The organism is Maritalea mobilis, assembly GCF_019800885.1.
In the GTDB taxonomy this organism is placed as follows: domain Bacteria; phylum Pseudomonadota; class Alphaproteobacteria; order Rhodobacterales; family Rhodobacteraceae; genus Roseibacterium; species Roseibacterium beibuensis.
In genome coordinates this window covers 67,193-90,734 of record NZ_JAHVKE010000006.1, presented here as the reverse complement: position 1 = coordinate 90,734, position 23,542 = coordinate 67,193, and the positions used below count along the sequence as shown (strand labels likewise).

24 protein-coding genes and 1 tRNA gene are annotated in these 23,542 nt (G+C 64.5%); 8 read left to right on the top strand and 17 right to left on the bottom strand.

Features of this window, described 5'->3' with window-relative positions; all coding sequences use genetic code 11:
- Window positions 1-93 precede the first annotated feature (93 nt).
- From KUV65_RS17385 to KUV65_RS17345, 9 genes are all read right to left on the bottom strand, one after another.
- Window positions 94-2,295, bottom strand: coding sequence for a 3-hydroxyacyl-CoA dehydrogenase NAD-binding domain-containing protein (locus KUV65_RS17385; protein ID WP_308124724.1), 2,202 nt, complete (start codon window positions 2,293-2,295; stop codon window positions 94-96).
- Between the two features lie 5 nt (window positions 2,296-2,300).
- The gene (locus KUV65_RS17380; protein WP_222191994.1) at window positions 2,301-2,582 is read right to left on the bottom strand and encodes a hypothetical protein; all 282 of its coding nucleotides are present in this window, start codon (window positions 2,580-2,582) and stop codon (window positions 2,301-2,303) included.
- A complete protein-coding gene (locus KUV65_RS17375; protein WP_222191993.1) occupies window positions 2,582-3,010 on the bottom strand; it encodes a hypothetical protein in 429 nt (142 codons plus the stop codon). The genes KUV65_RS17380 and KUV65_RS17375 overlap by 1 nt, the downstream gene beginning before the upstream one ends.
- A gap of 35 nt (window positions 3,011-3,045) precedes the next feature.
- The gene (locus KUV65_RS17370; RefSeq protein ID WP_222191992.1) at window positions 3,046-4,257 is read right to left on the bottom strand and encodes an acetyl-CoA C-acetyltransferase; all 1,212 of its coding nucleotides are present in this window, start codon (window positions 4,255-4,257) and stop codon (window positions 3,046-3,048) included.
- A gap of 52 nt (window positions 4,258-4,309) precedes the next feature.
- Window positions 4,310-4,945, bottom strand: coding sequence for a glutathione S-transferase family protein (locus KUV65_RS17365; RefSeq protein WP_222191991.1), 636 nt, complete (start codon window positions 4,943-4,945; stop codon window positions 4,310-4,312).
- Window positions 4,946-5,009: 64 nt separating this feature from the next.
- Window positions 5,010-5,222 (bottom strand): hypothetical protein, encoded by a 213-nt coding sequence (locus KUV65_RS17360; protein WP_222191990.1) that lies wholly within the window; start codon window positions 5,220-5,222, stop codon window positions 5,010-5,012.
- Window positions 5,223-5,283: 61 nt separating this feature from the next.
- Complete coding sequence (locus tag KUV65_RS17355) at window positions 5,284-7,059, bottom strand: acyl-CoA dehydrogenase C-terminal domain-containing protein (protein WP_222191989.1); 1,776 nt, start codon at window positions 7,057-7,059, stop codon at window positions 5,284-5,286.
- A gap of 60 nt (window positions 7,060-7,119) precedes the next feature.
- Window positions 7,120-7,503, bottom strand: a complete 384-nt coding sequence (locus KUV65_RS17350; protein WP_222191988.1) for a MerR family transcriptional regulator — start codon at window positions 7,501-7,503, stop codon at window positions 7,120-7,122.
- A gap of 644 nt (window positions 7,504-8,147) precedes the next feature.
- Complete coding sequence (locus KUV65_RS17345) at window positions 8,148-8,525, bottom strand: MerR family transcriptional regulator (RefSeq protein WP_222191987.1); 378 nt, start codon at window positions 8,523-8,525, stop codon at window positions 8,148-8,150.
- Window positions 8,526-8,689: 164 nt separating this feature from the next.
- Here KUV65_RS17345 and KUV65_RS17340 point away from each other — a divergent pair, with 164 nt between their 5' ends.
- From KUV65_RS17340 to KUV65_RS17330, 3 genes are read left to right on the top strand one after another with little or no spacing between them, the layout of a single operon-like run.
- Window positions 8,690-9,154 (top strand): PaaI family thioesterase, encoded by a 465-nt coding sequence (locus KUV65_RS17340; RefSeq protein ID WP_222191986.1) that lies wholly within the window; start codon window positions 8,690-8,692, stop codon window positions 9,152-9,154.
- A complete protein-coding gene (locus tag KUV65_RS17335; RefSeq protein ID WP_222191985.1) occupies window positions 9,151-9,666 on the top strand; it encodes a PaaI family thioesterase in 516 nt (171 codons plus the stop codon). Before KUV65_RS17340 ends, KUV65_RS17335 begins: the two co-directional genes overlap by 4 nt.
- A 4-nt stretch (window positions 9,667-9,670) precedes the next feature.
- Window positions 9,671-11,002, top strand: a complete 1,332-nt coding sequence (locus KUV65_RS17330) for an MATE family efflux transporter (RefSeq protein WP_222191984.1) — start codon at window positions 9,671-9,673, stop codon at window positions 11,000-11,002.
- A 7-nt stretch (window positions 11,003-11,009) separates the two neighbouring features.
- Here KUV65_RS17330 and KUV65_RS17325 read toward each other — a convergent pair whose 3' ends face one another.
- Genes KUV65_RS17325 through KUV65_RS17315 form a run of 3 tightly spaced genes read right to left on the bottom strand, consistent with a single transcriptional unit; the run spans window position 11,010 to window position 12,733 of the window.
- Window positions 11,010-11,351 (bottom strand): ArsC/Spx/MgsR family protein, encoded by a 342-nt coding sequence (locus KUV65_RS17325; protein ID WP_222191983.1) that lies wholly within the window; start codon window positions 11,349-11,351, stop codon window positions 11,010-11,012.
- Window positions 11,342-12,394 carry a quinone-dependent dihydroorotate dehydrogenase gene (locus tag KUV65_RS17320; protein WP_222191982.1) on the bottom strand — a complete coding sequence of 351 codons (1,053 nt, stop codon included), beginning with the start codon at window positions 12,392-12,394 and terminating at the stop codon, window positions 11,342-11,344. The genes KUV65_RS17325 and KUV65_RS17320 overlap by 10 nt, the downstream gene beginning before the upstream one ends.
- Window positions 12,395-12,397: 3 nt before the next feature.
- On the bottom strand, window positions 12,398-12,733 hold the full coding sequence (locus KUV65_RS17315; RefSeq protein WP_222191981.1) for a DUF952 domain-containing protein: 336 nt from the start codon (window positions 12,731-12,733) through the stop codon (window positions 12,398-12,400).
- Between the two features lie 123 nt (window positions 12,734-12,856).
- Between KUV65_RS17315 and KUV65_RS17310 the strand changes: the two genes are divergently transcribed.
- From KUV65_RS17310 to KUV65_RS17300, 3 genes are all read left to right on the top strand, one after another.
- Window positions 12,857-14,470 carry a bifunctional metallophosphatase/5'-nucleotidase gene (locus KUV65_RS17310; protein ID WP_222191980.1) on the top strand — a complete coding sequence of 538 codons (1,614 nt, stop codon included), beginning with the start codon at window positions 12,857-12,859 and terminating at the stop codon, window positions 14,468-14,470.
- 168 nt (window positions 14,471-14,638) lie between these two features.
- Entirely contained in the window at window positions 14,639-14,806 is a 168-nt protein-coding gene (locus KUV65_RS17305; RefSeq protein WP_222191979.1) for a hypothetical protein, read from the top strand.
- A 94-nt stretch (window positions 14,807-14,900) separates the two neighbouring features.
- Complete coding sequence (locus KUV65_RS17300) at window positions 14,901-15,554, top strand: SOS response-associated peptidase (RefSeq protein WP_222191978.1); 654 nt, start codon at window positions 14,901-14,903, stop codon at window positions 15,552-15,554.
- 209 nt (window positions 15,555-15,763) lie between these two features.
- Here KUV65_RS17300 and KUV65_RS17295 read toward each other — a convergent pair.
- From KUV65_RS17295 to KUV65_RS17280, 4 genes are all read right to left on the bottom strand, one after another.
- Window positions 15,764-15,838, bottom strand: a tRNA-Gly gene (locus tag KUV65_RS17295).
- Between the two features lie 90 nt (window positions 15,839-15,928).
- Window positions 15,929-17,008 carry a 4-oxalomesaconate tautomerase gene (locus KUV65_RS17290; RefSeq protein ID WP_222191977.1) on the bottom strand — a complete coding sequence of 360 codons (1,080 nt, stop codon included), beginning with the start codon at window positions 17,006-17,008 and terminating at the stop codon, window positions 15,929-15,931.
- Window positions 17,001-17,672: a 4-carboxy-4-hydroxy-2-oxoadipate aldolase/oxaloacetate decarboxylase gene (locus KUV65_RS17285; protein WP_222191976.1), complete on the bottom strand. Its 672-nt coding sequence runs from the start codon at window positions 17,670-17,672 to the stop codon at window positions 17,001-17,003. The genes KUV65_RS17290 and KUV65_RS17285 overlap by 8 nt, the downstream gene beginning before the upstream one ends.
- A gap of 28 nt (window positions 17,673-17,700) precedes the next feature.
- On the bottom strand, window positions 17,701-18,432 hold the full coding sequence (locus KUV65_RS17280) for a PIG-L deacetylase family protein (protein WP_222191975.1): 732 nt from the start codon (window positions 18,430-18,432) through the stop codon (window positions 17,701-17,703).
- 348 nt (window positions 18,433-18,780) lie between these two features.
- Here KUV65_RS17280 and KUV65_RS17275 point away from each other — a divergent pair, with 348 nt between their 5' ends.
- Window positions 18,781-19,965: a LysR family transcriptional regulator gene (locus KUV65_RS17275; protein WP_222191974.1), complete on the top strand. Its 1,185-nt coding sequence runs from the start codon at window positions 18,781-18,783 to the stop codon at window positions 19,963-19,965.
- Window positions 19,966-20,163: 198 nt separating this feature from the next.
- Here KUV65_RS17275 and KUV65_RS17270 read toward each other — a convergent pair whose 3' ends face one another.
- Window positions 20,164-21,393, bottom strand: coding sequence for a hypothetical protein (locus tag KUV65_RS17270; RefSeq protein WP_222191973.1), 1,230 nt, complete (start codon window positions 21,391-21,393; stop codon window positions 20,164-20,166).
- Between the two features lie 272 nt (window positions 21,394-21,665).
- Between KUV65_RS17270 and KUV65_RS17265 the strand changes: the two genes are divergently transcribed.
- Window positions 21,666-23,501 carry an ABC transporter transmembrane domain-containing protein gene (locus KUV65_RS17265; RefSeq protein WP_222191972.1) on the top strand — a complete coding sequence of 612 codons (1,836 nt, stop codon included), beginning with the start codon at window positions 21,666-21,668 and terminating at the stop codon, window positions 23,499-23,501.
- The last annotated feature ends 41 nt before the right edge of the window (window positions 23,502-23,542 follow it).

Genomic DNA, 23,542 nt, shown 5'->3' with positions numbered 1-23,542 from the left:
GTTTCTGAGCCCGGTCGCGAAGCCCAAGGCCCTTGAAAGAAAAAGGGGCGACGGATGACCGTCGCCCCAAATTCCAGTCGGATGAAGGTCGCGTCAGGCCGCGGCGGCCTGCGCCCCGAACCGCCCGTAGAACGTCTGGTTCTTCTCCGCCATCTCGCGCAGGAGGGCAGGGCAAGCGAACCGGTCGCCATAGGCGGCTTGCAACTGCTCGCAGCGCTCGGCGGCATAGGGCGTGCCGAGGATGTCGAGCCAGCTGAACGGGCCGCCCGACCATGGCGCGAAGCCCCAGCCGAGGATCGCGCCCACGTCGCCCTCGCGGATGTCGGTCAGGACACCGGCCTCGAGCGCACGCACGGCCTCCAGCACCTGCGCAAAGAGCAGGCGATGTTGCACCTCGGTCAGGTCTGGCTGGGTGGCGGCGACCTCGTACTTGTCGCGCAGACCGGGCCAGATCATTCCGCGTTTGCCCGCCTCGTCATAGGCGTAGAAGCCCGCGTTCGACTTGCGGCCAAGTCGGCCCTCGTCGGCCATCCAGAACAGCACCTCTTCGACGGCCTCGTCGGGGTAGGCGTCGCCCATCGCGGCCTTGGTCGCCTTGGCGATCTTGACGCCAAGGTCGATCGAGGTCTCGTCCACCAGTTGCAGCGGACCCAGCGGCATGCCGACCAGCTTGGCGGCGTTCTCGATCAGGGCGGGTTCCACCCCTTCGGCCACCATGCGGATGCCTTCGTTGATGTAGGGGATGATGCAGCGGTTGGCGTAGAAGAAGCGCGCGTCGTTCACCACGATGGGCGTCTTGCGGATCTGGCGCACGAAATCCAGCGCCTTGGCCACGGCGATATCGCCCGTCTGTTCGCCCTTGATGATCTCGACCAGCATCATTTTGTCGACAGGGCTGAAGAAGTGGATGCCGATGAATTGCTCGGGCCGCGCGCTGGCCTTGGCCAGTTCTGTGATTGGCAGGGTCGAGGTGTTGGTGGCGAAAACGCCGGTGTCCAGCATCGCGGCCTCGGCCTTTTTCGTCACCTCGGCCTTGACGCCGGGGTCTTCGAACACGGCCTCGACGATCAGGTCGCAGCCCTCAAGCGCGGTGTAATCGGTGGTGGCGGTGATCCGACCCAGCACCTGTTCCTTCTTCTCGGCCGTGACCTTGCCGCGCTTCATCCCCTTGTCGAGGATGCCCTCGGCATGCGCCTTGCCGCGATCTGCCGCATCTTGCGTTGCGTCGATCAGGACGACCTCGATGCCCGCATTCGCGCTGACATAGGCGATGCCCGCGCCCATCATGCCCGCGCCCAGAACGCCGACCTTTTGCACGCGCTGATCTTCGACCGCAGGCCGGTTCGCGCCCTTTTCCAGCGCTTCCTTGTTGAGGAAGAGTGACCGGATCATTGCGCTGGAGGACGGGTTCATCAGAACGGAGGTGAACCAGCGCGCCTCGATCTTGAGGGCCGTATCGAAATCGACCAGCGCGCCTTCGTAGACCGAGGAGAGCAGCGCCTTGGCCGCCGGGTAGACGCCCTTGGTCTTGCCGTTGATCATGGCGGAGGCCCCGACGAAGGTCATGAAGCCCGCCGGGTGATAGGGCGTGCCACCGGGCATTTTCCAGCCCTTCTGGTCCCAAGGTTTGACGATATCGGCGTCCTTTGCCGACAGCACCCACGCCTTGGCGGCAGACAACAACTCATCCGCCGGAACGACCTCGTCGATCAATTGCGCCGACTTGGCCTTTTTCGGCTCCAGCATCTTGCCTTCCAGCAGGACCGGGGCCGCGGCCATCGCGCCGACCATGCGGGAATAGCGCGTTGTGCCGCCACCGCCGGGGAAGATGCCGACCAGGATCTCGGGCAGGCCGATCTTGGCCTTCGGATTGTCGGCCATGAAGCGGCGATGACAGGCCAGCGCGATTTCGGTGCCGATGCCCGCGCAGGTGCCGGGGATGGCGCAGGCGATGGGCTTGCCGCCCTTGTTCGTCTTGGGGTCGAGGCCCGCGCGCTCCAGCTTTCTTAGAATGCGGTGGCCGTTCATGGTGAAATCGAACAGGCCCTTGGCGGGGTCGTCGCCCGATTCTTCGCGGATCGTGGCCAGCGTGTTCAGGTCCATGCCTCCGGCAAAGCTGTCCTTGCCCGAGGTGATGACGATGCCCTTGACCGCGTCATCGGCCAGCGCCTCGTCGATCAGCGTTTCGACCGTCGCAAATGCCTCCCGCGACAGCACGTTCATCGACTTGCCGGGCACGTCCCAGGTGACGATGGCAACGCCGTCCTCGTCGATCTTCATGGTGAAATCGGTCATGGTCATCATCCTTCTTTACATTGGCCCGGCCGGGTCCGTCTGGACTCCATCAGGTGAGCGGGCGACAGGATTGTGCAGGTGCAGGTATCAAAGGCCGAGCGCAGGCCAGCGCCCAGCCAGGCGCCGGCCCGAAGGACCAGCGCCATGTCGTTTTGAAACGGATCGAGGGCGTAGGTGCCGCCTCGCAGGATGTAGGTGCGGTGCGCTCCTTCGACCCGGCAATGCCAGAGATCGGCCCAGACGCGGTCGAGCCAAGCCCAGTAGCTCTCTTTCGCGTGTGTGAGCATCAGCGCCCCTCCCGCGGCAGGATATCCGGCCACGCAACGAACCGGGTGAAATGGCGGGTCCAGATGGACCCCCAACGCCCGTCGCGATGGATCAGCTCGACCTGGTTTTCGAACCGCGGCGCGACCAGTTTTCCCGACGAGGTGATGAAGGCCTCATGCCAGCCGATGATGCGATCGGGTGCCACGCGCTCGGCCCGTTTCACCGTGCGCACATAGACATCGACCCCCTGCGACCGAAGCGCCGCGGCAAAGCCATCGAAATGGCGGCGCGCGGTTGCGGCGTCCTCGATCAGGATGGTCTCGGTTTCGGTCATGATGCGGTGCGGTAGAACGATATGATCCAGGAAGGCGGCAGCATCGTTGGCCAGCAGAGCGTCGCCCGTCCTGTCGAGGAAATCCTGGTAGATTTTCGCGGGATCTGCGGACATGCGACGCTCTCTGTTCGGGCCAGGGTTTGCTCGGGTTAAACGCGCTCGATGATCGTTGCGGCCCCCATGCCGGAGGCGACGCAAAGCGTGGCAAGGCCGGTGCCCTTGCCGCTGCGCTCCAATTCATCGAGCAGCGTGCCGAGGATGATCGCGCCGGTTGCGCCCAGCGGGTGGCCCATGGCGATGGCGCCCCCGTTCACGTTGACCTTGGAATGGTCCACGTCGAAGGCCTGCATGAAGCGGATCACGACCGAGGAGAACGCCTCGTTCACCTCGAACAGGTCGATATCCGAGATCGACATGCCGCTATCGGCGAGGATCTTCTCGGTCGCCGGCACGGGGCCGGTCAGCATGATGGTCGGGTCGGTGCCAATCTTGGTCGTGGCCTTGATCCGGGCACGCGGCTTGAGGCCCCATTTCTCGCCAAATTCCTTGTTGCCGATGAGGATGGCGGCCGCGCCATCCACGATCCCCGAGGAGTTCCCGGCATGGTGGATGTGGTTGATCGCCTCGAGATGGGGGTACTTCATCAGGGCAATCGCGTCGAAGCCGGGCATCTGCTCGCCCATGTCCTTGAAGGACGGTTTCAGCGCGCCAAGCGCCTGCATGTCGGTGCCCGGACGCATGTATTCGTCGCGGTCGAGGATGGTCAGGCCGTTGATGTCCTTGACGGGAACGACCGACTTTTCGAACCGGTTGTCGGCCCAGGCCGCGGCGGCGCGGTTCTGGCTCTCGACGGCCAGCGCGTCGGCATCATCGCGGGAAATCCCGTATTCGGTGGCGATGATATCGGCGCTGATGCCTTGCGGCACGAAATAGGTGTTCATCGCGATCGAGGGATCGACGGCGATGGCCGCTCCGTCCGAGCCCATGGCGACGCGCCCCATCATCTCGACCCCGCCGGCGATATAGCCGTCGCCTGCACCGCCCTTGACCTGGTTGGCAGCAAGGTTCACGGCCTCCAGCCCCGAAGCGCAGAAGCGGTTGATCGACAGGCCGGGAATGCGCTCGTCCAGATCCGAGGCCAGAACGGCGGTGCGTGCAAGGCAGCCGCCTTGTTCCATCACCTGCGTGGCATTGCCCCAGATCACGTCTTCGACCGCGTGGCCGTCGAGGTTGTTGCGCTCTTTCAGGCTGTTGAGCGTGAAGGCCGACAGGCGGGCCGATGTCACCTCGTGCAGGGCGCCGTCCTTGCGTCCCTTGCCGCGCGGTGTGCGGATCGCGTCGTAGATATAGGCTTCGGTCATTATGTGCGCTCCGTTGGTCACTTGGTCGCCCCGGCGACGGGGCACTGGTGTGTCAGGCAGACGGGAAAGCCCGCTGCATCAGATCGTAAGGATGCTTCCATCCCGGCGTCGCGGCGATCCGGTCGAGCCATACGGAAATGGCGGGGTAGTCGGATCGGTCGAAGGTGAAGGGCTCATCGTAATAGAGGTATCCGCAGCAACTCAGGTCAGCGCAGGTCAGGCTGTCGCCCACCAGCCAATCGCGGGTGCCGAGTTCTGCCTCCAGAACCTGCAAGGCCGCCTTGAGGCGACCGGCCATGAACCCTATGACCTCGTGCGGGCGCTTGTCCTCGGGCAGGAAGTTCATCAGGAACCGCAGAGGCCCGGCCTGGCCCGAGACCTTCTGGTTGTCGAAGATCGTCCAGCGCAGGATCTCGCGGCGCGTGGCCCTGGCGCCGTCTCCGCACAGCTTGCCGCTTTCATCCATGACCCAATCCTGGATCACGCCCGACTGGGTCAGGATCGTGCCGTCCGCGTCGAGGACAGGGACCTCGCCCATCGGGTTGATCGCGCGAAACTCCGGGCTGCGGGCTTCTCCGTTGAAGAAATCGACGAAGCGGGCCTCCCACGGGATCCCGGCCAGTTCCAGGGCCAGCGCGGCCTTGTAGGCGTTGCCGCTTTCGCCAAAGCAATAAAGCGTGTTGGTCATGCGATGCGCTCCTTCGGTCCGGTGATCTGCTGACGAGAGAGCAAGGACGAAAAACGGGTCAAGGTCATCGCTTGCGGTCGTCCAGCTCGGAATTGAACAGGCGCAGCCGTGCGACGAATTTCTCTTCGTTGATGCAGCTTGACCAGTTTTCGAACAGGAAGGACAGGAACTCGCCCTCGTCCAGCCCGGCCTCTGACGACAGGCTGCGCAGGCGGCGATAGGCATCCTCGCTCATGGCGATATTCGGTCGGCGTGTCAGCCGCAGACGCTTTGGCATCCTCTCCTCCCTCGATGTGATCCGGGGCCATGCCTCTCCCCGCATGGCCCCGGACCGAAGCTTAGAAGTTGGCGGCTTCCAGTGCCATCACCGGATCGGCACCCGATTGAATGCGCGCCAGATGCGTCGCCGTCATCGGCAATTGACGGGCCATGTAGAAGCGCGCCGTGGCCAGCTTGGTCTGGTGGAACACCGGATCGGACGTGCCCTCGGCCAGCGCCTTGAGCGACGCTTTCGCCATCTTGGCCCACATCAGGCCGAGGCAGACATGCCCGAACAGGTGCATGAAATCATAGGACCCGGCCAAGGCGTTGTTGGGGTTCTTCATGCCTTCCTGCATGAAATACATCGCCGCCGCCTGAAGATCCTTGGACGCCGCCTTCACCGGGCCGGTGAATTCCGCCATGCCCTCGGTTTCGGCCTCGTCCTTGCAGAAGGTCTTCACGAGGTCGAAGAAGGCCATGACGTGCTTGCCGCCATCCTGTGCCAGCTTGCGGCCGACGAGGTCCAGGGCCTGAACGCCATTGGCGCCTTCATAGATCATGGCGATCCGGGCATCGCGGGCGAATTGCGACATGCCCCATTCCTCGATGTAGCCATGCCCGCCATAGACCTGCTGGGCCTGCACGGTCATGTCGAAGCCCTTGTCGGTCAAGAAGCCCTTGATTACCGGTGTCATCAGCGAGATCAGGCCATCGGCATCCTTGTCCTTGGCGCGGTGCGCCTGGTCGATCAGCGTGGCCCCCCAGAGCATGAAGGCGCGCGCGCCCTCGGCAAAGCTCTTTTGTTCCATCAGGTTGCGGCGGATGTCGGGGTGCACGATCAGCGGGTCGGCCGGGCCGTCGGGGTTCTTGGGGCCGGTCACGTCGCGACCCTGCAGGCGGTCCTTGGCATACTCGAGGGCGTTCTGGAACGCGACCTCGGCCTGAGCCAAGCCCTGCATGCCGACGCCAAGGCGGGCTTCGTTCATCATCGTGAACATCGCGCGCATGCCCTTGTGCATGTCGCCCAGTAGATAGCCCGTGGCCTCGTCGTAATTCATGACGCAGGTGGCGTTGCCGTGGATGCCCATCTTTTCTTCGAGCTTGCCGACGGACACGCCGTTGCGTGCGCCAAGGTTGCCCTCGTCATCCACGAGGAACTTGGGCACGATGAACAGGGAGACGCCCTTGATGCCCTCGGGGCCGCCGGGGATCTTGGCCAGCACGAGGTGAATGACGTTCTCGGCCATGTCGTGATCGCCCGCCGAGATGAAGATCTTCTGGCCGGTGATCTTGTAGCTGCCATCGTCTTGCGGTTCGGCCTTGGTCCGCATCAGGCCCAGATCGGTGCCGCAATGCGGCTCGGTCAGGTTCATGGTGCCGGTCCAGTCGCAGCTGACCATCTTGGGTAGCCACTTGTCCTTCTGCGCATCCGTGCCATGCGCAAGGATGGCCGATGCCGCGCCATGGGTCAGGCCCTGGTACATCGTGAAGGCCTGGTTGGCGGCGGAAAAGAATTCGCCGACGGCGGTGCCAATCACGTAGGGCATATTCTGCCCGCCGTATTCCTCGGGCATGTCGATGCCGGGCCAGCCGCCTTCCTTCATCTGGTCGAAGGCCGCCTTGAAGCCGGTGGGGGTGTACACAACACCGTTCTCGAGGCGGCAGCCCTCGGTGTCGCCGACCATGTTCAGCGGCGCCAGCACTTCCGAGGCGATCTTGCCGGCCTCTTCGAGGATCGCGGCCGTGAAATCGCGGTCGAGATCGGCAAAGCCGGGGATCTCTTTCCCGGAGATGTTCAGCACGTCATGCAGGATGAACTGTGCGTCCTTGGTGGGGGCGGTATAGCTCGGCATCCTCAAAATCCTCCCGGGGATGTCTTGGGCTGTGGTCCTGTTCGCAGGGAAGGCGGCCGATTATTCGGCCGCGTCCCGTGTCGAGCGCGCAGCCAGCATGTCGCTGACAAGGCCCATCTGCGATTTCAACTCGTCGATGGCGTCGTCCAGTTCGGCGCGCTGGCGCTCCATGTCCGACAGCCGGTCCTGCGCGATATCGAGGGTGCGCGACAGCTGCGTCGTCTGCTGGTCGCCGACATAGTAGAGGTCGAGCAACTGGCGGATTTCCTCGAGGCTGAAGCCGAAGCGCTTGCCGCGCAGGATCAGCTTGAGCCGCGCACGATCGCGGCGGGTGAAGAGGCGCTTCTGACCTTCGCGGATCGGAAAGAGAAGCTCTTTGGACTCGTAGAAGCGAAGCGTGCGGGGCGTCACGTCGAACGCATCGCACATCTCACGGATGGTCATGGTTTCCTGGGTCATGAGGTCTTTCGATATGTCAAACATGCCTGTTCTGGCCCATGATTTGCGAGTCACGGGGGAAACCTACAAGACTGGATGACGTTTACGTAAATAGGACGTCACGTCACTTTTTCGCTGACGAAACGTAAGGAAAGATGACGTAGGGGTGGGCGCAATTTTTTGACCTTTTGGTCAGTTCGATCCTGGCCTGCGTGCAGGGACGGTCCTGCTCGGCGATGGGATTTCGCGGCTGTGATACGTCGCCATGCGGCTTGGCGGGAATCGGTGCGCGAGGCTGTTCCAAACCACGCGCCTTGCCGACATGCGTTCCGCGAACGGTTTGAGCACGTCTTCACGCGCAGAAAGAGGCGGCCTATACCGACCTGGTCCCGCCTGGGTCGAGTGTTGAGGGCGCCAGCGCCAAGTGGAGGACGCGCCCCTTACCGGTGGCAGCGGTGCCCGACTGGCCGGTCTTGGCGTCGGGATCCTGCATCTGGGTCCTGGGATACATCGCTTCGGCCTTTCGAATGGGAAAACACGTCTTCCGATCCGTCTAACGGCCTATCGCGATGTTTTTTGCGCATGGCGCCGACCGGTTCTGCGTGTTCCGGGGAAACGGGCGAGGACCGCGCGACTTCGGCCCCGTCACATCACAAAGCATCATCCTGACGCGCCGTCTGATCCCTCAACTCGCGCAGTTCCGCGATCACCTCTTCAAGCTCCCGTCGGCGGTTGTCCAGCTCGGCCAGTTGCTTGTCCGCCATGTCGAGCCACGTGGCGCGCTGCAGTTGTCCCTCGGGATCCTGGTCGTAAAGCTCCAGCCATTGCCGGATCTCTTCCAGCGAGAAGCCGAAGCGTCGTCCCCGCAGGATCAGCGTCATGCGGGCGACCTCGCGCGGGCCATAGAGCCGCTTGCGCCCATCCCGTTCGGGCATCAGCAGCTCGATATATTCGTAATGCCGAAGCGTGCGCGGGGTGACGTCGAAATACGCGCACATCTCCTTGAGGTCCATTTTCGTGACAGACATCGCCCTCTTGTGTCCCGCTGGGTGACGTTCGGGCAATTAGGTAGCACCGCCGCCACGGAATGCAAACCGTCCCGCCACGGCACGGCCATTGACCCCTTGCGCCCGACCGGTTGCCCGGTGAAACGTTGGAAAACATCGAAACCGCTCAGCACATTGGGGCAGACATGGCCGAAACGCGCCACATCAATGCGGAACAAAAAGCCCAGATCGCACGGCAATTCATCGAAGCCATCCCGTTTTCTAAGGCCCTGAACATGCAGTTCGAGGTGATCGGGGACGGTGTCGCGCAGATCTCCATGCCCTATTCCGAGGCCCTCGTGGGCGACCCGCGCACGGGTGTGATCCATGGCGGCGCGGTGTCGGCGCTGATGGACACCTGCGGCGGCGCGGCGGTGATGAGCTACCCGGACGCCCCCGCCGGAACGGCTACGATCGACCTGAGGATCGACTACATGCGCGCCGCCGAGCCGGGCCAACGCATCACCGCGCGGGCCGAATGTTACCACGTGACCCGGTCTGTCGCCTTCGTGCGGGCCAAGGCCTGGGATCTGGACGAGGACCAACCTCTTGCCTCGGCCAGCGGGGCCTTCACCATTGCACAAGGCAAAGCTGCGGAGGTCAAGCCATGAGCACGTCGCGCAAACCGCCCGAGCCGGTCCACCTGGTCAAGCACCGCCGCGACAAGGCGCTGTCGGCGCTGGTCGATGGCGTGCCCTACATCCGCTTCATGGGGATCGGCTTTGACCGGCGCGGCGACGAGTTGACCGCTGTCATGAACTACGACGACAAGCTGATTGGCAACCCGCTGATCCCGGCATTGCACGGGGGGGCCACGGCCTCGTTTCTCGAAGTGGCCGCCATCGTCGAACTGTCCTTCCAGATGTTGTGGGACGATATCGAAACCGGGCGTCTGGATGTTGAAACCCTGACCCCCGACGCACTGCCTCGCTTGCCCAAGACCATTGACTTCACGGTGGATTACCTGCGCTCCGGCCTGCCGCGCGACGCCTACGCGCGGGCAAGGGTCAACCGGTCGGGACGGCGTTATGCCTCGGTCCATGTGGAGGCGTGGCAAGACAATCGCGACAAGCTTTTCGCGCAGGCGACGGGACATTTCCTGATGCCGCAACGCGAAGGCTAGGCGGGTGGCCGAGGCCACGGCGGACCCGCCGCAGCTGTCGCATGCACGCGTGTTGAAGATCGCGGTTCCCGTGGTCTTGTCGAATGCGACCGTGCCGTTGCTGGGCGTCGTGGATACGGGCGTGGTGGGGCAGTTGGGCGACCCTGCCCCGATCGGCGCGGTCGGCATCGGCGCGGTCATCCTGACGTCGATCTACTGGATCTTCGGCTTTTTGCGCATGGGCACCGTCGGGCTTGCCGCGCAGGCCATCGGCGCGCGGGACCGGGCCGAGGTCGCTGCGCTGCTGACGCGCGTTCTGATGATCGGGGGCGGGGCAGGGGTGATCCTGATCCTTTTTCAGGTCCCGATTTTCTGGGCGGCCTTCCAATTATCGCCCGCCAGCGAAGAGGTGGAGGGCTTGGCCCGGGTCTACATGTCGATCCGCATCTTCTCGGCCCCGGCGGCCATCGCGATCTACGGCATCCTCGGGTGGCTGATCGCGCAGGAGCGGACCGGCAGCGTCCTGGCCATCCAGCTTTGGATGAACGGGTTCAATATCGTGATGTCGGTGGCTTTCGTCCTTGGTCTCGGCATGGGGATCGAGGGCGTCGCGCTGGCGACCTTCATCGCCGAATGGAGCGGGCTTGCATTGGGCCTTTGGCTGTGCCGCGCAGCGTTTCGCGTGCCCGCCTGGCGCGATTGGGCGCGCGTGCTGGATGCGGTGAAGCTCAAGCACATGGCCTTGGTGAACACCGATATCCTGATCCGCTCGGTCCTGCTGTTGGCCGCTTTTACAAGCTTCATGTTTCTGGGCTCAGATTTCGGAGACGTGACGCTGGCCGCCAACCAGATCCTGATCCAGTTCCTGCATGTAACCGCCCACGCGCTGGACGGGTTCGCCTTCGCCGCCGAAAGCCTTGTGGGGCAGGCGATGGGGGCAAGGGCCGCGATGCGGCTCAGGCGCGCATCGATCCTGACCAGTGGTTGGGGGCTGGCCATCTGCATCGCGATGGCCGCCGCCTTCTGGCTTGGCGGGCCATGGGTGATCGACACCATGACAACCGCACCCGAGGTCCGGGAAGAGGCGCGCCGCTTCCTGCCCTGGATGGTGGCCGCGCCGATCCTGGGTGTCGGCGCCTGGATGCTGGACGGGATTTTCATTGGCGCCACCCGCACGCGCGACATGCGCAACATGATGGTGGTCAGTTTCCTGGGCTATGTCGCGCTGGCCGCTGCGCTGATGCCGATCATGGGCAATCACGGGCTATGGGCCGCGATGCTGGGAATGTTCGTTCTGCGCGGGGTGACGCTGGCATTGCGCTACCCGGCATTGGAACGCGCGGCCGGCGGGGCCTGAAGACAGGTCAGAGAAGCGCGATGATGTTCTCGGGCGGGCGCCCGATCACGGCGCGCACCCCGTCGTCGAGGATGGGGCGTTCCAGCAGGATCGGGTTCTCGGCAATCGCCAGGGCCAGCGCCGCGTCATCGGCCGCGGCCAACCCCAGTTCACCATAGGCCTTTTCCTTGGTCCGGACGATTTCGGACACCGGCCGCCCGATGCGATTGGCCAACCCCATCACCTCTTCGGCGCTGGGCGGTTCTTTCAGGTAGAGGCGGGTGGAATAGGCCGCGCCCCGGTCATCCAGCAGCTTCATCGCCGCGCGCGATTTCGAGCAGCGCGGGTTGTGCCAAAGGGTCAAAGCCATGCGTCCACTCCCGTTCCGGTGATCTCGGCGACCGAGGCCGCCCCGGCCCCCTCCAGTTTCTCGTCAAGACCTTGCGCGATGCGCCCCGCGAGCGAGAGGCCGGCATAGACAAGGGCCGTATAAAGTTGCACCGCGCTGGCCCCGGCGCGCAGCTTTTCCCAAGCCTGCTCGACGCTGCCCACTCCACCGACACCGATCAGCGGCAGACCTCCGTCGGTCAGCTTGTAGAGCTTGGCCAGAACCCGCGTGCTTTTCTCGAACAGCGGCTGTCCCGACAGCCCACCGGTTTCGCCCTTGTGGGGGCCGTGCAGCCCGTCGCGCGACAGGGTCGTGTTCGTCGCGATGATCCCGGCAAGGTGCTGAGCCAGCGCGACCTCGGCGATCTCGGCCAGTTCATCATCCGACAGATCCGGCGCGATCTTGAGGAAGACGGGCAGGGGGCGGGCCAGCTCGGCATTGGCCTCCATCACGCCGGCAAGCAGCCGGTCCAGCGCGGCGCGGCCCTGAAGGTCGCGCAACCGTTCTGTGTTGGGCGAGGACACGTTGACCGTCGCGAAATCGAGGTGCGGGCCGCAATGGGCGAGAACGCGGGCAAAGTCGCCGGCGCGGTCTGCGCTATCCTTGTTCGCGCCAAGGTTCAGGCCAACGGGCACCTGCCGAGGGGCCTCGGCCAGTCGCCCGCAGATCGCCTCCATCCCCTCGTTGTTGAAGCCGAAGCGGTTGATGGCGGCGGCATCCTCGGTCAGCCGGAACAGGCGTGGTTTGGCATTGCCCGGTTGCGCAACCGGGGTCGCGGCCCCGACCTCCAGGAAGCCGAACCCGGCGCGCGACAGGGCGGGAACGGCCTCGGCGTTCTTGTCGAAGCCCGCGGCCAGTCCCACCGGGTTGGGCAAGGCCAGCCCCGCCAGCGTTGTCGCCAGACGGGGCGAGGTGACCGGACCGCCCAAGGGCAACAGCCCGGTTTTCAGCGCGGTGATCGCCAGGGCATGGGCGCGCTCGGGGTCCATGCGCTGCATCACCGACAGGCCGAAGCGTTCCCACATGGGCTACATGTTCCTCGGAAAGGCATGGACGCCGTCGACCAGCGGCAGCGGTCCGTGCCAGATCACGTCAGAGTGGCGCAACGGCCCGTAGAGATGCGGGAACAGGGCCCCGCCGCGCGACACTTCCCATTTCAGCGCATCGCCCATCGCCTCGGCCTCGAAGGCGGCGATCACGAGCCCCTCTTCACCGGCGAAATGCTTGGCGGCGGTCTCGGGCGCCTGTTCGGCGGTGGAAAAATGGATGAACCCATCGGCCGCGTCGATCGGTGCGCCCCGGGTCTCACCCTGTTCTTCGAGGTCGGCCCATTCGGCAGGCCGCAGGATCTTGTAGATATGCATGGCGCGGGGAGTGGCGCGTTCCTGCCTGCGCGTCAAGTGTCACGCGTCCGTCAACTTGCCGCTTTACTTGACCCCTGCACCTCGCCAATCTGGTGGGCGTCCAACGAAAAACGGGAGTTTCCTATGCTTGCTCGGATCATGGGCACGACGGCGATGATGGCGGGCCTCGGCCTGGCTGCGCCGGTCGCCGCCGACACCACGCTGCACATCCTTCATATCAACGACCTGCACAGCCGTATCCAGCCGATCAACCGCTACGATTCGACCTGCCCGGCCGAAGACGACGCGGCCGGCGAGTGTTTCGGAGGTGTGGCGCGCGTCGCCACCGCCATCAACACGCTGCGTGGCGAGTTGGAAGCGGCAGGCGAGAACGTGATCGTCCTCGACGCGGGCGACCAGTTCCAGGGCTCGCTGATGTACACCACCTACAAGGGTGATGTCGAAGCCGAGTTCATGGAAGCCATCGGCTTCGACGCCATGGCGGTGGGCAACCACGAATTCGATGACGGCCCCGAGAACTTCATTCGCTTCCTCGAAACCGTCAGCTTCCCGGTCCTGTCCGGCAACCTCGACCTCAGCCAGAACCCCGATCTGGACGGCGAGCTTGAGGATACCCTGGTTCTTGAGGTGAACGGCATCCAGGTCGGTATCGTGTCTGCGCTGGCGACCGACACCGCCGAAACCGCCAGCCCCGGGCCGACGGTCATCTTCCAGAACGAGATCGACGCGATCCAGAATGACGTGGACGCGCTGACCGAACAGGGCGTCGACATCATCATCGCTCTGACCCATGTGGGCCTGCCGGTCGACATGCGCATCGCCGAGGCGGTGACGGGCCTCGACGTGATCGTGGGCGGCCATTCGCACACCTACCTGTCGGCCGATGACCCGGACCGCGCCGGCGCCTATCCGACCTGGGTCAACAACCCCGACGGTGTGATGGTCCCGATCGTGCAGGCCTATGCCTATTCGAAATACCTCGGCCACCTCGAAGTGACCTTCGACGACGAGGGCAACGTGATCTATGCGGGCGGCAACACCATGCTGCTGGACGCCTCGGTCACGCCGGACCCCGAGATCGCGGCGCGGGTCGAAGAACTGGCCGGTCCGATCGAAGAGGCCATGGCCGAAGTCATCGGCGAAACCTCGGAATTCATCGAAGGCTCGCGCGAGGTTTGTCGCGCCGAGGAATGCCCGATGGGCAACCTCGTGGCAGACGCCATGCTGGAGCGCGTGCGTGACCAGGGCATCCATGTCGCGATCCAGAACGGGGGCGGCCTGCGCGCCTCCATCGACGGCGGCGAAGTCACCATGGGTGAAGTGCTGACCGTTCTGCCCTTCCAGAACACGCTGGCGACCTTCCAGCTGACCGGGGCGCAGATCGTCGAGGCGCTGGAAAACGGCGTCAGCCAAGTCGAGGATGGGGCCGGTCGTTTCCCGCAGGTCTCGGGCATGCGCTACACGTGGAACCCCGCAGGTGAGCCGGGCAGCCGCATCGTGGCCGTCGAGGTCGAGGGCGAGGATGGCAGCTTCACCGCGCTCGACCCCGAGGCCGTCTACGGTGTCGTGTCCAACAACTACATGCGCTCGGGCGGTGACGGCTATGGCGTCTTCGCCAACTACGGCGAGAATGCCTATGACTACGGTCCGGGCCTTGAACAGGTTGTTGCCGACTATCTCGCCGACAATACGCCCTACGCGCCCTACACCGACGGTCGGATCCAGACCGCCGAATAAGTCGGGCCAGACGGTGAAAAATCGGGCCGGTGCGCAGACGCGTGCCGGCCCTTTTGCTGCGTTGCAGAAATTGCATGACGGCTATCGCGCAACGAAGATTGTATTGGTGGTTAGCGCTATCATATTGGGCGGCGAGAGAGGCAAACCCCCAATACAGGAGCTATCGATATGACATCGTTCTTCACTCGCTTGCGCTCCGCTGCCGCGAAGCGCGCCGCCTATCACCGCACCGTTTCCGAACTGTCGCGCATCGACAGCCAGCGTGGCATCGAGGATCTGGGCATCTTCCCCGGCGACGCCCGCCGCATCGCGCGCAACGCCGTTTACGGCCGCTGACCCGGTCGAACGGATTTTGAGATCAGGCCCGGCAAGCCCATCGCGCTTGCCGGGCCTTTTTCATGCGCCTAGTCTTGGCCCCATGTGCGGGCGCATGACCATGACCCATCCCAGCGATGCGATGGCGCAGCTATTCGAGGCGACGCCGTCAAACGACCTGCCGGACCCTCCGCGATACAACATCTGCCCCACGCAACCCGTGGGCGTGGTCACCTCGGAAGGGGAGGGGCGACGCTACCGCCCGATGCGTTGGGGGTTTCTGCCGTATTGGTACAAGTCGCCGACCGATGGCCCCTTGCTGATCAACGCACGCGCCGAAACGATCGCCGAGAAGCCCGCCTTTCGCGCGGCCTGCCGGGAACGGCGCTGCCTCGTGCCGGCCACCGGCTTTTACGAATGGACCAAGGACGAAGAGGGGAACCGTTTGCCGTGGTATTTCACCACGCCCGATGGCGCGCCCCTGGTCTTTGCCGGCATCTGGCAGGTGTGGGACAAGGGCGAGATGCCGCTGACGACCTGTGCCATCGTCACCTGCGCCGCCGGGGACTGGATGTCCGAAACCCACCACCGCGAGCCGGTCAGCCTTGCGCCCAAGGATTGGGTCAAGTGGTTGGGCGAAGAGGGCAAGGGCGCCGCACGCCTGATGATCCCGGCCCCCGAGGGCCGCTATGTCCGCTGGCGCGTCGATCCTGCCGTCAATTCCAACCGTGCCACCGGGTCCCAATTGATCGAGCCCTTGGCCGCCTGATCGGACCCAGGACAAAAGAAGGCCGCACCCGAAGATGCGGCCAGTGCCTTGCAGGGAGAGAGGGAACCGGTCGGAGGGAGGAGACCACCGTTTCCACAGCTCCGACAATCCTTGTCTGATATGTCCGAAATTGGACGATCTTCGAACAATTCTGGGGAAATCACCAAAACTCGGCTACAGGCCCGATGGCAATCTGTTGGGAAAGTGCTTGGAGCGGGCGGCGGGAATCGAACCCGCTTCATCAGCTTGGAAGGCTGAGGTAATAGCCAGTATACGACGCCCGCTCAGCGGTTGCTCATGTAAGTCAGGCAGAAACCGACGTCAAGCATGCGCAAGGGTGGAAGTGGGTTCTGCCGGGCGCAGCGGCCAAGGGATCAGGACCGCCTGGGCGCGGGGAAAACACGCCCCTCCATCAGTTTGCGCGCTGTCCGGACCGTGCCGGCCGCCGTCACGGCCCCGCGCTCGTCCAGTTCCAGAAGCACTTCGGCCGCACCGCTTGGATGTTCGACCCGGAACCGCCCGTCCTTGGGCAACTGTGCAAGCGTTGATGCAGGCCCGTCGGGCAAGGTGCAGGCGACCGCGGCGCTGACTGCCGCGAAGACCCCGATGGAGGCATGGCAGCGATGCGGGATGAAGCTGCGCGTGGAGATCACGCCGCCCAGCACGGGCTCTGACACCAGCGTCATCTTCGGCACCGATTTCTCGGCCACGTCGCCCAGTTGCATCATTGGCCCGGCCTTCAGGCGGATCGCCTCCACCCGCTCTTTCAGCGCGGTATCGGCGTCCAGCGCCTCGCGGCTTTCCTGCCCGGTGATCCCGAAATCGCTCGCGCGCATCACGACGATGGGCATCCCCATATCGATCAGGGTGCAGTCCACCCCTTCGATGACGTCCACGGCGTTCCCGGTTGGCAGCATCGCCCCCCCGGTCATCGACCCGGCCAGCCCCTTGAACAGAAGCGGCACGGCGGCGTGTTGGCCGGGCACGCCATCGATCGCGGCCTCGCCTGCGTAGCTGACCCGCCTGCCGGGGGTGGAGACGCGGGCAACCGCGACCTCGCCCGTGTTGACCATGTGGATGCGCACCGCTGTTTCGTCATCTGCCGCCGTCACCAGCCCACGCTCGATGGCGGCGGGGCCGACCCCGGCCAGTATATTGCCGCAGCCCTGCGCGTCCGAGACCAGCGGTTTGTCGACGAAGACCTGCAGGAACAGGTAATCGACATCCGCATCTGGCCGAGTGGAGGGCGACAGGATCGCCACCTTCGAGGTCAGCGGGTCTGCCCCCCCGATCCCGTCGATCTGGCGCGGGTCGGGCGAGCCCATCACCCGGAGCAGCACGTCATCGATCCCGGCCCGGTCCTCCGGCAGGTCGGAGGCGAGGAAATACGCGCCCTTCGAACTGCCACCCCGCATCCAGATGCAGGGGATGCCATCCAGCGCGGGATCAGACATATTTCAGCCCCTTGGCCTGCAGCCGCGGGCGCATGTCGTAGATGTCGAGGCCCAACTCGCCCGCGGCCAGCCGTTCACGCTTGGCCTCTTCGGCGGCAAGGCGCGCCTCGGCCTTTTCCAGCACCGCCGCCGCCTCGGCGCGTTTCACGATGCAGACCCCGTCATCATCGGCCACGACGACATCGCCGGGCTCCACCGACTGGCCGGCGCAGACCACGGGCACGTTGACCGAGCCGAGCGTTTCCTTGACCGTGCCCTGCGCGCTGATCGCGGTGGACCAGACGAGAAACCCCATCTGCCGCAGATCGCGCGTGTCGCGCACGCCCGCGTCGATCACCAGCGCTCGGCAGCCGCGCGCCATGGCCGAGGTCGCCAGAAGGTCGCCGAAATAGCCCATGTCGCAGGGGGCGGTGGGGGCCAGCACCATGATGTCGCCCTCCTGCAACTGCTCGATGGCGACGTGGATCATCCAATTGTCGCCCGGCGCAGCCGAGATCGTCACGGCGCTGCCCGCGACCCCGGCATCCTGCTGGATCGGGCGCATGTTCGCGGCCATCAGGCCGGTCCGCCCCTGCGCCTCGTGCACCGTGGCAACACCCGCGCGGCCAAGCGCCTCGATCACCGCAGGCTCGGCGCGCTCGATGGATTGTCTGACGATGGGCATGGGACTGCGTCCTTCCTGTTTGTGGCGCTTACAATTCGTCGACCGTCCGCGGAAAGATCGACTGGAACCCTTCAGCAAACTTGCAGTCTCGTCCGCCCGACTGCCCGCCGGAATTGCGCTTGAAATGGTTGGCGCGCTGTTGGGCGACGCGCGTGTAGTAGTCCCATAGGTGGACTTGCCCGTTCATGCATTCCATCGCGGCGCGCTTCTTGTCCCAGACGGGGGTGATGTCGAGGAAGACATCGGGTTTCCACCCCATCTGCTCGGTCTGGTGCGGCTCGAACAGGTAGAGCTGCGGTGCGCCAAGGACCTTTTCGCCGGGGTTGTGACCCCAGGCCTGCGCGATCATCCGGGCCTCGAGCGCGACCTCTGTCACGTACATGTGGTCGGTGTTGTACGGGTCGTATTTCGAGTGGCTCATCATGAAGGACGGCTGCACGGCGCGGATCAGGTCGACCAGCTTGTACTTGTCCTCTTTTTCGAGATGCAGCGGGTAATCCCCGAGATCGAAGCACTCCAACCGATGCACCCCGAGGGCGTCGGCGGCGGCCTCGGCCTCGGCGCGTCGGATGTCCTTCACCTCTTGCAGGGACTTGCCCTCTTTCCACAAGCGCGCGCTCTCGCCGCGTTCGCCGAAGGACAGGCAGGCCACCGTCACCTCGTAGCCCAACTCGGCATGCAGGGCGATCGCGCCACCGCAGCGCCAGACGAAGTCGGCGGCATGGGCCGAGATAATGAGGGCGGTTTTGGGTGTGGTCATGTCTGTGGCCTCCGGGCGGTCGTGTTTGACCTTTTGTCTCATGTCTTCGCGGCAACGGACAATTCGGAAGCTCGTGCATTGGAATAAGTTTTTGCTATGATCGGTTCTTGTCGTGCCTGTGTTCCGCCAGTGTGTCGGGTTATGTGCGGATCAAGTGGAGGACCCCGCCATGCCAGTGCTGAACACGTCCGGGACCAAACCTCGTGCCGCGCAGCATGCGGCGGGTGAGGTCATTCTCTTTTCGCCGTGCTTTGCCATCTGCGGCACAGGCCCTTTCCAGTCGAGCGGCTGTTCTGGTCGCAGCAACGGCGTGATCCCTGTCCTTGAGATTTGGAGGGGGATCACAGGATGATCTCACGGAACCTTCGGCATTTTCGGGTTTTCCTCGCCGTTGCCGAGCTTCGCACACCGACGGCCGCAGCCGATCGGTGCCTCGTGTCGCAGCCTGCCGTCACGCAGGCCTTGTCAAAGCTGGAGCGCGAGGCGGGCGGCAGCCTGTTCGACCGGACGCGCCAGGGGTTCTTCCCGACCGAGCGGGGCGATGTGCTCCATGCACGCCTGAAACGGGCGATGGATCGGCTCGACCTGGGGCTGGCCGAGGTTGCGCCGCGCCTGATCCGCACCGCCACCACGGCCCAATTGCAGGCGCTGATTGCCGTGGTCGAGACGCAGAATGTCACGCTTGCGGCCCGTGCCCTTGGGCTCGCCCAGCCCACGGTGCACCGGGCGATCACGCAGTTCGAGCAGGAAGCGGGCCGCTCGCTTTTTGAACGCACTTCTTTCGGCATGGTGGCCACGCGGGTGTGCCGCGACCTCGCGCAGGCCGCGCGGCTGGCCTTTTCCGAGTTCGACCAGGTCGAGGCGGACCTCGCCGATTTCGACGGGCGCGAAGTGGGGCGCATCGTGGTCGGGGCCTTGCCGCTGTCGCGCTCCGTCGTGCTGCCCGAGGCCGTCGCAAGCTTTCGCGCCGCACGTCCCAAGAGCAAGGTGACGATCCTCGACGGCCCCTACAACGAGATGCTGAGCAGCCTTCGGCGTGGTGAGATCGACTTCGTGATCGGGGCTATGCGTGACCCGCTGCCGATCGAGGACGTGGTGCAGGAGCCGTTGTTCGTGGACCACTTATGCGTGCTGGCGCGCCCCGATCATGAACTCGCCAAACAGCGTGATGTGCCCTTGGCCGAGTTGGTGCAGCACCCCTGGGCCGTGCCAAGGCCGGGCACCCCGTCGCGCGAGCAGTTCGACGCCATGTTCGAGGCGATGGGGATGGCGCTGCCCGAAAGCATAGTGGAATGCGGCTCGATCCTGCTGATGCGGGAATTGCTGCTGAAAAGCGATCTGCTTGGCTGCATCTCGGGGCAGCAGGCCAAGGCCGAGTTGCGCAACGGCTTGCTGGTGCGCCTGCACACGCGCATCGACTGGCCCGGTCGCAAGATCGGGTTGACCTATCGCCGGGATTGGATGCCGACCAGTGCGCAGAGCAGGTTGCTCGATGAAGTGCGGAAGGCCGCTTACCTGGTTGGTGCAGAGTAGCGACGGCGCGCGCGGATTTCTCTTTGGCTTTGCAACGGAAGCACGTTGGTTCTGCCCGAGCCAGAGCGGCGCAAGCACAGGTTCCCGCACGTTAGATTTGGCTTCGCTCCGGTCGCGAGGCAGTCACGGATACTTCGTGAGGGAAGCCGCATCTCATTGACGCGTTATCTGATCCTGGGGGCGGCAGATCCCGGCCGATCAGAACAGGAAGTCGTCCGCATCGAGATCCGCCAAGGTGACATCGGTGAGCCAGATCGCGTTGCCGTCTCCGGTGTCGATCATCACATCGGCGCCGACTTGTTCCATGACGCCGTCGGCTTCGAGATCCGCGAAGCTCGTGAAGAGGGTCAGCGCCGAAAGATCGATCTTCTCAAGCGCGTCGGTCGCGTCGAAATCTGCGATCGTGTCCATGCCGTGTCCGCCGGCAAAAACGAACGTGTCCGAGCCAAGCTGGCCCCAAAGCGTGTCGTCCCCCGCCTCACCGGCAATGATGTCGTCTCCGCCGTCACCGCGCACGATGTCGTTGCCGCCGCCCGCGTTGATGGTGTCGGCCCCATCCCCGGCGAGGATCAGGTCGACGCCGTCACCGCCGTCGAGAACCTCACCCTGGTCCGTTCCGAGCACTTCAGTCACCGGCTCAGTCGGTGTGGGTTCCTCGCCGTCGCCGGGCTCTTCACCGTCGCCGGGTTCCTCGCCGTCGCCGGGTTCCTCGCCGTCGCCGGGCTCCTCGCCGTCGCCGGGCTCCTCGCCGTCGCCGGGCTCCTCGCCGTCGCCGGGCTCCTCGCCGTCGCCGGGTTCTTCGCCGTCGCCGGGTTCTTCGCCGTCGCCGGGTTCCTCGCCATCGCCGAGCTCTTCATCGTCGCCGGGTTCCTCGTCGCTAGCGCCGCCGTCGCCCGTTCCATCATCCTCGTCGTCGCTCGGATCGTCGCTTCCACCAAGTAGTTCTTCAAGGGCAAGCTCCCAGCCCTCGAAAATGGCTCTGAAAAAAGGCGGCGGCCCAAAGTCGCTGCGCGGATGTGAGAATTCGGGCTCGGCGTCGAGTTCGCAGGCATCGGCCTCATCCGTGCCTGCGTCGCTGCCGGTCGGGGAATGATTTTCCTTCACGAAAGGCTCTGCAGTTCGCGTCTGTTGCAGCGAAGTCGCCTCGCTTCCGTCCGAACCAAAATCGCCGTCGCGACCGAATTCAACCATTACCGAACCGATCCGGTCCCACGGAAAACGCATCTCGTCCAACCGGGCGATCAGGGCGTCGACCGACGTCGCGGCTGCGCCGTTGCCTTGCGGAGCGATTTCATGGTCGGCAGGAGACGTCCCTTCGCCAGACTGATCTGCACTATGCAGGGGCGCTATGACCGTGTCGCGCCGGGTTTGCGTCACGTCATCCGCCAAAAGCGGGATCAACCATTCTTCGTTGGAAAACGACTTCATGCTTCCAGACACCGAATTACCCTATTTCAGAATCTTTGTGATCAATGAACAGCCAAATCGGGCATCACTATGAACCAAGTGTCCTGCCCGTGAAAGTCCCTCGTTGGCCGATGATATGCAGAAAAAAGTGAATTTCCGGTTAAGGCGAGCCCTTTTCCGGATCGATATTCCTGCGTCCTTCGGTCCCGTGGGCCGGTCCGTGGTGGGCTTGTGCCAAGCAAGCCCGGACGCTATCCCGAATGACGAACGGGACCAGAGAGACAGTCAGAGACATGGACGCATCCGCGCCACAGCCCGAGGCCACGAAGGTGGCAGAGGTCGCAACCCCGCAATCTGCGACCGAGGAACGTGCGAAATCGCGCCGGATCGGCAGCCTTCGCGCCCTTTGGCCATTCCTGGTTCCTTACAAACGCATGCTGGCCGCCGCGCTGGCGGCGCTGGTCCTGACCGCGATCGTGTCCCTGACGCTGCCCCTTGCGGTGCGGCGCGTGGTCGACGGGTTCGAAACAGAAAGCGAGGCGCTTCTCGACAAGTATTTCCTTGCGGCCTTGGCCATCGCCATCCTGCTCGCGCTGGGCACGGGGCTGCGCTACTACCTCGTGACGCGGTTGGGGGAACGCGTGGTCGCCGATATCCGCAAGGCCGTGTTCGACCGCATGATCGGAATGAGCCCGTCCTTTTACGAGCGGATCATGACCGGCGAGGTTCTCAGCCGGATCACGACCGACACGACGCTTCTGCTCAGCGTGATCTCGTCCTCGATGTCGATTGCGCTGCGCAACACACTGTTGCTGATCGGCGGTCTGATCCTGATGCTGATCACCTCGGCCAAGCTGACCGGAGCGGTTCTGCTGATCGTCCCGGTCGTTATCGTTCCGATCATCATTCTGGGCCGACGCCTGCGGGTGCTGAGCCGCCAGAACCAGGACTGGATCGCCGAAAGCTCGGGCAACGCATCCGAGGCGCTGCTGTCGGTGCAGACGGTGCAGGCCTTCACCCATGAAAGGGCGTCTGCCCAGACCTTCGACGCTGTCACGGAGAAAAGTTTCATCAGCGCGAAGAAACGGATCGGCACGCGTGCGGTGATGACCGTGATCGTGATCTCGCTGGTCTTTGCCGGGATCGTGGGGGTCTTGTGGGTCGGCGCACGGGATGTGCGGGCCGAGGCCATGTCGATCGGCGAGCTGATCCAGTTCCTGATCTACGCGATCATGGTGGCCGGCGCGGTTGGCGCGCTGTCCGAGATTTGGGGGGAGTTGCAGCGTGCCGCCGGCGCGACCGAGCGGTTGGTCGAGCTGTTGCACACCACAGATACGGTCGAGGACCCCGAGAATGGCCGCGAGTTGCCACAGCAGGGGCGGGGGGCAATCGCCTTTGACGACGTGCGCTTCGCCTATCCCACGCGCCAGGACACCCATGCGCTCGATGGCATCAGCTTTACCATCCAGCCGGGGGAGACGGTCGCGCTTGTCGGCCCGTCCGGCGCCGGGAAATCGACCATCTTCCAGCTGCTTCTGCGCTTCTACGATCCCTCGTCGGGGGTGATCTCGGTGGATGGCGTCGCCTTGCCCGAGATGCGGCGCGAAACCTTCCGCCATGCCATGGCGCTGGTGCCGCAAGACCCGGTAATTTTTGCGGCCTCCGCGCGCGAGAATATCCGGTTCGGGCGGCCCGATGCCTCCGATGCCGAGGTCGAGGCGGCGGCGCGGGCCGCGGCCGCGCATGAATTCCTCGAGCGCCTGCCGCAAGGCTACGACACCTATGTGGGCGAACGCGGCCTGATGCTGTCGGGTGGTCAGAAACAGCGCATCGCGATTGCGCGGGCCATCCTGCGTGATGCCCCCATCCTGTTGCTGGATGAGGCGACCAGCGCGCTTGATGCCGAAAGCGAACGGCTGGTTCAGGAGGCGGTCACGCGCCTGTCCGAAGAACGCACGACCTTGATTGTCGCCCATCGCCTGGCCACCGTGAAACAGGCGGACCGGATCCTCGTGTTCGACGAGGGGCAGATCGTGGCCGAAGGGACGCATGACACCCTGGTCGCGCAGGGCGGCCTTTATGCGCGTCTCGCCCGGCTGCAATTCACCGAAGGTGTCGCAGCGGAATAGGGCCATGTTTCGCGGCGTCAGGCTTGCGCGTCTGCGACAAT